The following is a 12046-nucleotide window of genomic DNA, read 5'->3' on the forward strand; positions in this document are numbered from 1 at the left end:
ACATCGTCGCCGCCATGGCCCGCCCGGGCCATGGCATCACACCCTCGTTTCACTCATCAGCGCTCCGACGAGGCGGCCCACAGATTGATGCCGCCTTCCACCGCGTGACGATCGATCTCGCGCAACTCCTCCTCGGTGAAGTCCCGCCGCTCCAGGGCGCCCAGGCAGTCGACGACCTGCTCCGGGCGGCTGGCACCGATCAGCGCCGAGGTCACCCGGCCGCCGCGCAACACCCAGGCAATCGCCATCTGCGCCAGGCTCTGGCCGCGTTGCCGGGCAATCTCGTTGAGGGCTCTCACGTGTTCCAGGTTTTCCGCGGACAGGTGTGAATCCTTGAGGGTCGCGCCGCGCGAGGCACGGCTGTCGTCGGGCATTCCCGCCAGGTACTTGTCGGTCAAAAGCCCCTGAGCCAGCGGGGAAAAGACGATCGAACCGGTACCGAGTTCATCGAGGGTATCCAGCAGGCCGTCGTCCTCGATCCAGCGATTGAGCATCGAGTAGCTGGGCTGGTGGATCAGGCAAGGCGTGCCCAAGGCGTTCAGGATCTCGATGGCTTCGCGGGTACGTTGGGCGTTGTAGGACGAAATGCCCGCATACAGCGCCTTGCCCTGACGCACCGCCTGATCGAGGGCCATCATGGTCTCCTCGAGCGGGGTCTCCGGGTCGAAACGATGCGAATAGAAGATGTCGACGCAGTCAATGCCCAGCCGCTCGAGGCTTCGATCGAGGCTGGAGAGCAGATACTTGCGGCTGCCCCACTCGCCATAGGGCCCCGGATGCATCCGGTAACCCGCCTTGGTCGAGATCACCAACTCATCGCGATAACCGGCAAAGTCCTGCTTGAGGATGCGGCCGAACAACTCCTCGGCACTGCCTGGCGGCGGCCCATAGTTATTGGCCAGGTCGAAGTGGGTGATGCCGTGATCGAAGGCAGTGCGACAGATCGCCCGGGCGTTGTCGGGATTGGCGTTCTCGCCGAAGTTCTGCCACAGGCCCAGTGATATGGCCGGTAACTTCAGGCCGCTGCGTCCGCAGCGATGATACGACATGCGCTCATAGCGATGCTCCGAGGGCATATAGCTCATGGTGGCTCCATCACGTTGAGAGACAAGGCTGGCCCGGGACGGCACCGGCCCGGACCGCTGTTGCGCCCTCCATTATGCGAACTCCTGGCGCAGAAGGAAGCGGTGCCTGTCCGGATCACGTCATTTGACAGGCGCTTGTTCGTTATATAGAACGTTCCATATAACGAACGAAACGGGAAGACGCCATGAGTGACATGGACAAGCTCTCGCTCAGCACCCTGGGCCAGCACCTGCAGACACTGCGGCGTGCCCGGGGCTGGTCGTTATCGCAACTGGCCACCGCCGCTGGCATCGCCAAGTCGAACCTTTCACGCCTCGAGCAGGGCGACGGCAACCCGACGCTGGATACGATCTGGCGCCTGGCGGTACAGCTGAATGTTCCCTTCGGCACCCTGGTCGCACCGATCAAGGTGCCGCTGGGCGAAGACGGCGTGGAAGTGCGGCTGCTCGATCAGGGCCAGGACGCGCCCCGCGTCGATGCCTACTGGATGCGCTGCGCACCGCACATCACGCGCCACGCCGAGGCGCACTCGCCGGGCACCCGGGAGTCGCTCACCGTCGTCAGCGGCCGGCTCGAGGCGGGCCCCGAGAACGAGGCTCGAGCACTCTCGGCGGGCGATACCCTGAGTTTCGAGGCCGACCAACCCCACCTCTATCGCACGCATGACACCTGGGCGACCTTGCTCATGACCATCGTGTACACCGACACCGAGGCCGTACCATGACCACACGCACCCATCCGCTGCGCGCCACGTCCTGGCTGACCGGTATGCGCGAGGCAACTCCCCTACTGGGTGGCTACATCCCGGTCGCCATCTCCTTCGGGCTGATCGCCATCCAGACCGGCTTCACCGCCTGGGAGGCCACGCTCATCTCGGTGCTGGTCTATGCCGGCGCCTCCCAGTTCCTGTTCATCGGCATGGCCGCCGCCGGCGCGCCACTATGGCTCGTCGTCGCCATGACCCTGCTGATCAACGTGCGCCACGTGGTCTATGCCCCGAACCTGGCTCCCTGGCTTACCGCGAGCCGGTACTGGCCCTGGCTGATGCACGGCCTCACCGATCAGGTCTTCGCCCTGGCCCACAGCCGCCTGCCGCAGTTGCCGGAACATCAGCGCCTCGGCTGGTACACCGGTGCCGCCTTGCTGGCCTGGGCGAGCTGGATTGCCGGCACGCTACTCGGCGCCGTCGCCGGGGACTGGTTGATGGCGCAATGGCCACTGCTCGGCGAGGTCATGCCATTCGCGCTGCCGGCCCTGTTCCTCGTGCTGGTCATGCCCCGCTTCACCTCGCGGCGTTGGTCACTGGCCCTGTGCCTGACCATCGTCACGGCCATGATCTGCACCCTGGCCGGCCTCACCAACCTGGGCATTCCACTGGCCGCCCTGTGCGGGGCGCTCTGCTTCTACCTGGTGAAGTTCGATTCACGACAAACAGGAGGCTCTCATGAGTAGCGCCCTCTGGCTGGCCGTACTGGCTTCCGCCCTCGGCACCTACCTGATACGCGTGCTACCTCTGCTCTGGATGCGACGCCGCCTGCGGCGCCTCGGGGAAGATGACCAGGTAGACGCCATGCCCCAATGGCTCGGCATCCTGGGCCCGCTGATGATCGCCGCCCTGCTCGGCGTCTCGCTGGTACCGCGCCACCCTGACGCCAGCGCCTGGCTCGCCACGGCCGTCGGTGTCGCCATCACCCTGCTCGTCTGGTATCGCAAGCGCTCACTGGGCTGGCCCGTCGCGGCCGGCGTAGCGACTTATGGTGTCGTGATCGTACTGGTGGGAATGTAGCGCCCGGGTACACTTTCAATACCCCGGGGCACGACGGGGCCGGCATGTCGGGGCGAAGCCGGCCCGTCTGCGGGAATCGCTACGAACGGTTGCTGATGTTCAGGGGCAAGATGCTCTCCAGACGCTTGAGCCCTGCCGTCACGGATGCCGACATGCGCGGTGCCAGAGGCGTGCACAACACCCAGGGCAGCAGCAGCAAACAGATCGACAACGACCCGACGAGCACGTCACTGAGCCAGTGCGCGCCCACCATGATGCGTGGCACGATGGCGAGAAGGGTCAAGGCGATACTAGCCAGGCGCGTCAGACGGTCGCCAAAGGTCAGCATGAACCCCGCGAAGATCATGGACATGATGCCGTGATCCCCCGGGAAGCTATTACCCGCCTGATCTTTCGTGACAAATTCCACGAAGGAAGAGGCCAGGTTGACCTCATCGAACGTCATGGTCGGGCTGGGGTGGCCATAGGTGATGACATGACGAACCATCTCACTGACCAGGCCCGCGGTGATCAACATGGTCACGCCGATTCCGAACCAGCGCCGCCACCCGCCTAGGCGATCGCGATAGCTGGCCCAGCCCATGACAGACAGCATGCAAAGCATGATGAGAATGTCATAGCGACGGCTGTTGAGGGCCGCCAGGATCTCGGTCCAACGGAGGTGGTCGTCGCCGATGGTCTGGTTGAACCACCAGAACACGGCATCATCGAGCGTCGACCAGAATGTGAAATACGGCACCCACCAGCTGGTGATGAGCAAGACACCAAGGGCGTTGAGAAGCAGGATTCGAGCAAAGTTCATCGTTGGCACTCTCAAGAACATTTAGCTGCCAGAACGTTCAGCGAAGTGATCCCTCGCCTTGACGTCTCGTTGCCAACGCCAGTAATGGGTGATCAGCCCGCCCACCACCAGGTTGTGCACGTAGACGCCTGTCCAGAAGGAATTGTATGACTCGAACTGGTTGACCACCATCCAGTAAAGGAAGAAACCGACGCCGAACAACGCCATGTCGCCCGGGAGCGCACCGCCACGCCAGGCCCGCCATGTCGCCATGCCGATCCATGAGGCCAGCGCCGCGATCAAGGCGACGCCAATCAATCCGTAGGCCACCCATATCTCGAGGAAGTAGTTGTGCAAGTGGCCAAACGACTGCTTGACCGTCTCCGGCAACCAGGGGGTATGCTCGATGACCAGACTGCGTCCCGTGCCTCCCCAGCCGACGAGCGGGCGCTCCTGTATCCACTCGAGCGCGGCCTGCCAGCTATGGATGCGAGTGCCGATGCTGGTATAGGGCATCTCCTCGACATCGCCTTCGAGCAGCATGCCGATGACCTGAGACTCCTTGCCCACTCGCTCGACGAGCGGCCCCTTGAGCAAACTGCCGGCACCCAGCACGACGAGTAGCGCCATGCCGCCCCCCATCAGCAGGAGCCGGCGGTTGAGACGACGGCCACCACCCAGCAAACGCGTGGCCAGCCGCCAGACGACGAGTACACACGGCAAGCACAACGCCAGTGCCAACCACACGGCCCGCGTCTGGCCGATCATGACCGCGATGACCGTCACCAGAAATATCAGGCACCAGCCCATGATCCGCGCGGCGCGCCAACGGCCGGGCGCCATGATACGAGGCGCGAATACCGCCAGTCCCAGCAGTGCCACCCCGAACAGCATGGCGCCGTGCTGGTAATTGCGGACGCCAAACCCGACACGATGGCCTTCTAAGCCACGGATCCACTCCTGGAGCCCATTCCCCTGGACGACACTGGTCAGCAGCAAGGCGATGACCGCCAGCCCCCAGACCAGCAAGGTATTGCGGGTGCTCCCCCCCAGCCACCACGCCACAGCGATGAAGATGAACAACTTGGCGAGGCGATCGACCTGCGGATTGTCCGCCACCCACTGGGGATGATGGAAATAGCCCAGCGTCCAGGACAGCACCTGCACCACTACCGCGGCGAGCAGCAGCCAGAGCGCCGCACTGCTGCGGATGCCCTTCCCCTGGACCAGCACCATCACCAGCCCGAGCAGCGCCATGGTCGTTTCCGCGGGCGACCCCACATCCGGCCAGAGTATCCGCCCACCCGCATAAATCAGCAGAGCGATGACACCCAGCGCCCAGATACCCCGAGAGCATGACCACCCGACGGGAGACTCCCAGATGTGTTGCGGTTTCACGATGCTTCACCTCACGTATTCGGAGGCGCGTACCTTACCGAAGCAGGTAAGGTGAGTACATAGTATCGACGGTCGTCCGAGGCAGCTTCAAAGGGGCTCATCATAAAACAGCATTTCCGCTGCTCGAAGAGCGAGTGACAGGGATGTCACGAGTCAGAACGCGGCGTTTACAAGGCATAAATGGGCATTTTGAGAAGGTTTTCAACGTCGTATAATCGAGCGCAGGCAGTTTCCAGACAATGCCTAGAGGCCTCGTCGTTGAGTGAAATACCGACCGAGCCACAAAACGGGTAGTATATTGTCCCGGGTGCCTCCCGGCGTCGGCGACGACCGTTCGACGGCTCAATTCGCCAGGTGGTTGGTCCATTGCAATCCCGGTTTTCTCCCTCCATGCGAATCCTGATTACCCTGCGCCGTCTCGGTACCGGCGGTATCGAGCAAGCCACTCTGACATTGGCCAATGCCATGGCAGCGGCAGGGCATGAAGTCCACCTGCTGGTTCTGAAAGGACAACCGACCCACCACCCTCATCCCGACGTGATCGTCCACTGCCGTGACCTCGACAGGGAACAGCGCGGCAGCATCACGGGCATGGCCTGGCACCTGCTCAGCCGCCTGGTGCTCGCCCCGCTCCTGCCCCGCTCGGGGTTCGTCTGGCAAGGATGGCGCTGCAGTCGAGCCTTCGATGCCTTCGTCGCCGACACCGAGCACCAATATGGCGCCCTGGATCTCATCCTGATCCGCGGCCAGGGTGCCTTCGAGATGCTGTGGCGGGTGCGCGATCCTCGCGCCTGGCAAGTCGTGGAAGCGGTGACAGGACGTTTCTCCCGGAATGTCCTGGGTCGCTGGCTGACACGCCGGCTTTACCAGGACAAGCGCGTGGTCTGCGTGTCGGAAGGCGTACGGGAGAGCCTGCATGCCTATCTGGCTGAACAGCGGGTGACGCTCGACGCTACCCAGGTCATCTACAACGCCGTGCCCATCGCCGAATTGCGCCGCAAGGCGCAGGAAACACCATCTCCGGCCATCCCGGAGCCTTTTCTGGTGCATGTCGCCCGCCTGGTCCCCGTGAAGCAGCAGTCCCTCCTGCTCGAGGCCTTCGCCCTGGCACGTCGCCAGGGAATGAGGCATCGGCTAGTGATCATCGGCGATGGCTCGGAGCGCCCCAAGCTGGAAGCCCTGGCCCGGCAGTTGGGGCTCGAGGAAGTCGTCCACTTCCTCGGGCAACAGGCCAACCCCTACCCTTGGGTGGCGCGCGCTGACACCTTCGTGCTCAGTTCCCGCTTCGAAGGACTGGGCATCGTCCTGATCGAGGCCCTGGCACTCGGCACGCCCTGCGTCGCCACTCAGGCACCGGGAGGCGTCGCGGAAGTACTGATCGACGAGCAACGGGAATTGATGACCGAACCCACTGCCGCCGCGTTGGCCGAGGGAATACTCAAGGCGGTAAGATCGCCCATCACGATTCGGCCCGCCTGGGTGGAACGCTTTGCCGAGCCCCGCATCGTGGACGAATTCCTCGACCTCATCGATAACAGCAGCGAGTCAGCCGATGCCCCGAGTTCATGATCACTACCTGCCGCTGGCCCCTGAACGCGACATGGAAGCCAGCATCGATGACCAGGGGCGACTGCGAACAGATTCCACCGAGCTGACTGCGCAGGGCTGGACATGGATGCTGGAGATCCATTACACGGCTCGAGGGCCCTGGCGGCTCCCCGGCATCACGGTGAAAGAAGACGGTCAGCCACGTTTCACCCAATACCTGGAAACGCGACAATCCGGCAAGCGCCTGCTCAATCTCAACGGTATCGAGGATCTGGCGAGTGTCACGCTCACTCCCCAGGCCTGTCGCCTGTCTCCCCGGGCCCGCCTGCTCGGCTTTCCTCGTTCCCCGCTGGATGACGGCCCTCTGGTGATCATTGCGCCTCACCCGGACGACGCCGAGCTCGCGGCCTACGGCCTTTATCGCCAGCATGCCGAACGCGCCTGGATCCTGACCCTGACGGCCGGCGAGCGGCACAAGCGTCTCGATCGGCAATACCTGCCCTTCCTCGACCCTGACCTGCAAAGCGCCAGCCGCCGCAAGGGCTGGATCCGCGCCTGGAACAGTGCCACCACGCCCATGCTGGCCGGCCTTGCGCAGCAACGGCTGTATATGCTCGGTTACTTCAACGACACCCTCGGCGCCCTATTGAAGGCACCGACCGAGCATCAGCCATCGTTCGGCGACAAGACGCTCACTCCCGCTGATTTCCGGGAATGGAACCTGCACCCGCTGGCCTCCGATGAACAAACGAACGGCGCTGCCAATCGCGGGGTCGACCTGCTGGCCGATCTCGAGCGGTTGCTCGACGAGATCCGCCCCAGCACCGTGGTCACGCCACACCCCGAGATCGACTCCCACCCCGACCACCAAGCGGCCTCCCAGGCGCTGGCCATGGCCATGCAAAACACACGCCACCGCCCGCAACGCGTGCTGCTGTACGTCAACCACCTGAAGAGCCAACGGGGCTTCCCACGCGGCCCGGCCCATGCCGCCGCCGGCGTCTGGCCGGTGCAGTATGCCCAGTCTCGATTGGGGCCCGCCTCTCTCTACAGCCAGCCACTCGACCTGGAAACCCAGCGCGAGAAAGCCGTGGCCATGGACAGCATGCATGACCTCCGGGACAAGCCGGGGTTGGAACGCCGCCTGAAACGCGCCGTGAAACGCCGACTGAGCGGGATTTCACCTCGCCAGTGGCCACACTACGGGCAACACGACTACTTCCAGACCCACATCAAGGCACATGAAGTCTTTGTCCAGGTGGACGCCGAGGCGTTTCAGGCATCATTCGACAAGCCGTGAGCCTGACGGCAAGACCTGGCCGCTGACGCCTCACCTCGAGGCCCCGACCCGGGGCCCCGGGTCGGGCTAGTCTTATCCCACGGCCTCGTGAAGGCTTCCTGGTCGCACGATCAAGCGCGCGACATCAGCGGCCCCGGGTTTTTCAGGTAATCCTCCTTGATCTTCTTGGCCGACCAGTAGGTCAACGCAGCGATCAGATCGGTCGGATTGGCCTGGAAGTTCTGCGGGAAAGCATTGCCTCCGGGCACAAAAACGTTGTGCACGTCCCAGCTCTGCAGATAACGGTTGAGCGCGGAATTGCTCGGATCGGTTCCCATGACGGCGCCGCCGACATTGTGCGTCGAGACATAGCTGGTCACCTTGAAGTGATCGCCGTTCAACTGAAAGCTTTCTTCCATGTGGTCCGGCTTGAGCACATCGGCAATCTCGCGTAACCGATCGCGCATGAAGCGCGACAACTTCAGCTCGTTTTCCTTCCAGTCGAAGGTCATGCGCAGCAGCGGCATGCCATAAGGATCCTTCCAGGTCGGGTCGAGATCGAGCATGTTGGTGCGGTAGGACATCACGCTACCGGTCATCGACAGCTTCATGTGATGCCCATAATACTTCTGCAGCGCATCCTTGTAGCCTTGTCCCCAGCTCGGCGTATCCTTGGGCAGCGGCGTCTTGATCGGCGTGCCGCTGGCCTGCGAGGAATGCATCTTGGCACCGCCGATGAAACCGTGCGACGCACTGTCGAAATTGCCCGGCGAGAAGTCGTTGAACATCCTGCCGGTGGCACCCGCAGTAGCGAAGGGGTTGAACTCGATATCATCGAAGTACATGTGGATACCCCCGCCGATCTGGTAGGCGTAATTGCGCCCCACCGTGCCGGTGCGCGACACGGGATCATACATCTGGCCGATGCCGGAATTGAGCATCAAACGCACGTTGTTCAGCGCGTAGGAGGCCAGAATAACCATATCCGCTGGCTGGAAAACTTCCTCGCCATTCTCGTCGATATAGGTCACCCCGGTCGCCGTCTTGCCATCCGCAGCCAACTCGACACGCGTCACATTGGCATGGGTGCGATAGGCAAAGTTGCTGCGCTGCTTGAGCGCATTCAGGATGCATGTCTGTGGCGAGGCCTTGGAGTAGTTCACGCAGCCGTAGCGGGAACAGAAGCCGCAATAGTTGCATGGGCCCAGTTGCATACCATAGGGATTGGTCCAGGCACGCGAAACGTTGGCCGAGGGATTGGGGAATGGGTGATACCCCAACTGGCGCGCGGCCTTGTCGAACATCTCGGTATTCTGGGTATCCTGCAGCGCCGGTAGCGGATAGGGCTCGCTGCGCGGCCCTTCGAACGGGTCACCGCCCTCCTGGGTTTCACCGCGCAAATTGCCGGTGGTACCGGACTGGCCACAGACGTTCTCGAAGAACGTGAAATGCGGCTCCAGTTCGTCCCAGGTTACACCGAAATCCTGAATCTGCATGTCATCCTGCAACACGCCGGGCTCGAAGGCCTGGTCAGCGAAGCTTTTCAGTTGCAAATCGGTCGGCGTCGGGCGAATCAGTACGCCGGTCCAGTGCGCGCCGGCACCGCCCACGCCGTCACCGGGCAGAAAAGCCCCCAGCTTGCGCTGCGGAAGCGCCCGCTCGTCGAGGTTGCGCCGAATGGTGACCGCCGATTGCTTCGGCTTCTGCATCATGGTGTGACGGATACCGTACTGCAGCTCGTCTGCCGCCTTGGGGTAGGCGAAATCGGCGTTGCTACGATCGGCACCGCGCTCCAGCGCCAGCACGTTGAGCCCCGCATCGGTCAGCTCCATGCCCATGATGGAACCGGTCCAGCCCAGGCCGACAATGACGGCATCGACACGTGGTTGTTGCTTAGCCATGCGTTAACTCCTCGATTCATTCGGCGTGTACAGCGACACGCCAGCATGGCCGCCTCTCCGGGCGACCCGCCCTTCGTTACTGGCCGCCATCTTCGTGGTTGAGCGAGCCATTCGGATCCGGGGCTCGGCTCAGCGGAGTGTCCCCGAGTGAGTCACGCACCTCGGCAACCTGCTCGGCCGTCACCGGACCGGCGTCGTTACTCCAGGCGCCGCGCACGAAGGTCGCCAACGAGGCGATTTCCTCGTCCGACAGGCGCCAACTGAAACCGGGCATCGGCAGTTGGGCAGGAATCTTCGACGTCGCCGGCGGCCGGGCGCCAGCCAACATGGTGTGAATCAAGCCAGCGGGATTCTCGGCATTGGTCAGCGAGTTGCCATCGAGCTGCGGGAAGACGCGGTCGGCGCCTTCGCCGGCGTTGAAGTGGCATGCCGCACAATTGTCGATATAAAGACGCTCGCCCTTGCTCAGATTCTTGGCTGCGGTGAGGTGAGCGGCGGTCTCGTCGGTGGACTGTTCACGCGCTTCGGTCGAAGCGGCATCATCGCTGGTCGGGTTGGCCGGCAGTGACTTGAGATACTGGGCAATACCCATCAGGTCCCGTTCGCTCAGGTACGAGGTGCTGTGGGCGATGACAGAGGTCATCTCGCCACCCACGGTGGCGTGAACGTTGCGACCGGTCTCGAGGTAATCGACGATCGCCTGGGTATCCCAGCTCTCGATGCCTTGACCGTCGCCGTCGCCAGCGCGCAGCGAGGGCGCCCACCAGCCGTTGAGATTGGCACCGGCAAGATACGCCTCGCTGTCGCCACCCAACGCCTTTTCCTGCTGAGCAATACCGCGCGGCGTATGGCAACTGCCACAGTGGCCGAGCCCCTCGACCAGATAGCGGCCGCGCTCGGTCAACTCGTCATGACTGGCCTGCGGTGTGAAGGGCTCCGCATCGGCGAACAGCCAGTTCCAGGCAGAGATTCCCCAACGCTGGTTGAATGGGAACCCGAGCGATGTCTTCGGCGGCTGGGAAGCCACGGGCTCTACACCCTGCATGAAGTAGGCGTAGAGCGCGTGGACATCCTCATCGGTCAGGTTCGCATAGGAGGGATACGGCATCGCCGGATACAGGTTGGCGCCATCGGCACGCTTGCCTTCGCGCAGGGCGGCGGCGAACTGTTCCTCGGTATAGCTACCGATGCCGTTTTCCTTGTCCGGGGTGATATTGGTCGAATAAATGGTACCGAAGGGGCTTTCGATTCCCAGGCCACCAGCAAATGGCTTGCCCTGCGGCGAGGAGTGGCAAGCGACGCAGTCGCCGGCACGTGCCAGGTAAGCGCCCCGTTTGACGATGTCATCGGTGTCGGCGAATGCAGGCATGGAGGAAAGCAGAGTGCTCCCCGCCAACAGCGGAATCAGATATCTTGCAGTCACGATGGAAGTCCTTTTTCTACCCGGGAGACGAGCGATGGCATGCTGTCGTGCATTGCACGTTCAGCCGCGCTCGCCGTTGAGGCTGACGGGGCCCAGCGGATACTCGACGTCGTGCTGGTCGACCCAGTCACGGTAGCTGGCACGAGCACCGGGGAAGCCGACCATCTTCCACGCCGCCATGTGCTTATTGCCGCCATGGATAGGATCGGAGAGGTAACCCTCCTTGGTGTTCTCCAGCAGGTGCGAGAAAAAGTCCGATGCCTGCATCTGACGTTCGCCCAAGCTCGCGAAATTGATGTCATTGGCTTCCAGCCCTTTCAGAACGGCGTCCTGCGTATCACCGTCGAGCTGCTCGAAACGCTTTCCATGCTCCTGCCGGCAGTACTGCTGCGTCATCGCGATGCCTTTCTGATAGACCTCTCGCGGCGAATAGGGATACTGAAAGCCCAGATCGGGCGAGCCATCGAGATCGAAGGGACCTTCCATGTACCAGCGCTCGGCATGGCCATAGGGAGAATCCATCTGCCGATCGAGAAAGATCGGCACATTGGTATCCAGAGCTCCGGGGCCCGAACCAGCGTGTTCGCCAGGGATCAGGCGGTCACAGGCGGCGAGCAGAAAGGACCACTCGTCTTCGCCGAAGAATACAGGCTGATATTCGCTGAGATTGGGAGCGGGCTCGTCTGCCTGGGCGGTGAGACTGATGCCGCCGGCCAAGCCGACAGTCGGGATGAGAGTCGCGGAACCGCGCAGGAAAGCGCGTCGCGACATGTTATCGGGCTGAGACGCCATAGGCACTGTATCCTTTTCGTCGACGGTCTTTATGTGGTGATAGCTCAGCAAC

The 12046-nt window shown here is 62.8% G+C and carries 11 protein-coding genes; 5 read left to right on the top strand and 6 right to left on the bottom strand.

What is annotated here, in order from left to right; genetic code table 11:
• Positions 1 to 56 precede the first annotated feature (56 nt).
• On the bottom strand, positions 57 to 1085 hold the full coding sequence (mgrA, locus tag FZZ93_RS02170; protein WP_149320683.1) for an L-glyceraldehyde 3-phosphate reductase: 1029 nt from the start codon (positions 1083 to 1085) through the stop codon (positions 57 to 59).
• Positions 1086 to 1279: 194 nt separating this feature from the next.
• Here mgrA and FZZ93_RS02175 point away from each other — a divergent pair, with 194 nt between their 5' ends.
• The 3 genes from FZZ93_RS02175 to FZZ93_RS02185 are packed head-to-tail and all read left to right on the top strand — an operon-like array spanning position 1280 to position 2872.
• Entirely contained in the window at positions 1280 to 1810 is a 531-nt protein-coding gene (locus tag FZZ93_RS02175) for a helix-turn-helix domain-containing protein (protein ID WP_149320837.1), read from the top strand.
• The gene (locus FZZ93_RS02180; RefSeq protein ID WP_149320684.1) at positions 1807 to 2538 is read left to right on the top strand and encodes an AzlC family ABC transporter permease; all 732 of its coding nucleotides are present in this window, start codon (positions 1807 to 1809) and stop codon (positions 2536 to 2538) included. Before FZZ93_RS02175 ends, FZZ93_RS02180 begins: the two co-directional genes overlap by 4 nt.
• A complete protein-coding gene (locus tag FZZ93_RS02185) occupies positions 2531 to 2872 on the top strand; it encodes an AzlD domain-containing protein (RefSeq protein ID WP_149320685.1) in 342 nt (113 codons plus the stop codon). The genes FZZ93_RS02180 and FZZ93_RS02185 overlap by 8 nt, the downstream gene beginning before the upstream one ends.
• 79 nt (positions 2873 to 2951) lie before the next feature.
• Here the strand turns inward: FZZ93_RS02185 and FZZ93_RS02190 are convergent, their stop codons facing one another.
• Both FZZ93_RS02190 and FZZ93_RS02195 read right to left on the bottom strand, forming a co-directional pair.
• Entirely contained in the window at positions 2952 to 3674 is a 723-nt protein-coding gene (locus FZZ93_RS02190) for a phosphatase PAP2 family protein (RefSeq protein WP_246146061.1), read from the bottom strand.
• Between the two features lie 21 nt (positions 3675 to 3695).
• Complete coding sequence (locus FZZ93_RS02195) at positions 3696 to 5051, bottom strand: O-antigen ligase family protein (RefSeq protein ID WP_246146063.1); 1356 nt, start codon at positions 5049 to 5051, stop codon at positions 3696 to 3698.
• 390 nt (positions 5052 to 5441) lie between these two features.
• Between FZZ93_RS02195 and FZZ93_RS02200 the strand changes: the two genes are divergently transcribed.
• Entirely contained in the window at positions 5442 to 6620 is a 1179-nt protein-coding gene (locus FZZ93_RS02200) for a glycosyltransferase (protein WP_149320687.1), read from the top strand.
• Positions 6604 to 7899 (top strand): PIG-L deacetylase family protein, encoded by a 1296-nt coding sequence (locus FZZ93_RS02205; RefSeq protein ID WP_149320688.1) that lies wholly within the window; start codon positions 6604 to 6606, stop codon positions 7897 to 7899. The genes FZZ93_RS02200 and FZZ93_RS02205 overlap by 17 nt, the downstream gene beginning before the upstream one ends.
• Before the next feature lie 110 nt (positions 7900 to 8009).
• Here the strand turns inward: FZZ93_RS02205 and FZZ93_RS02210 are convergent, their stop codons facing one another.
• From FZZ93_RS02210 to FZZ93_RS02220, 3 genes are all read right to left on the bottom strand, one after another.
• Complete coding sequence (locus FZZ93_RS02210; RefSeq protein WP_149320689.1) at positions 8010 to 9779, bottom strand: GMC family oxidoreductase; 1770 nt, start codon at positions 9777 to 9779, stop codon at positions 8010 to 8012.
• 76 nt (positions 9780 to 9855) lie between these two features.
• Positions 9856 to 11202 (bottom strand): cytochrome c, encoded by a 1347-nt coding sequence (locus tag FZZ93_RS02215; RefSeq protein ID WP_149320690.1) that lies wholly within the window; start codon positions 11200 to 11202, stop codon positions 9856 to 9858.
• Between the two features lie 60 nt (positions 11203 to 11262).
• Positions 11263 to 11994 (bottom strand): gluconate 2-dehydrogenase subunit 3 family protein, encoded by a 732-nt coding sequence (locus FZZ93_RS02220; RefSeq protein WP_246146064.1) that lies wholly within the window; start codon positions 11992 to 11994, stop codon positions 11263 to 11265.
• Between the last annotated feature and the right edge of the window lie 52 nt (positions 11995 to 12046).

Source organism: Halomonas eurihalina, from assembly GCF_008274785.1.
GTDB classification, from domain to species: domain Bacteria; phylum Pseudomonadota; class Gammaproteobacteria; order Pseudomonadales; family Halomonadaceae; genus Halomonas; species Halomonas eurihalina.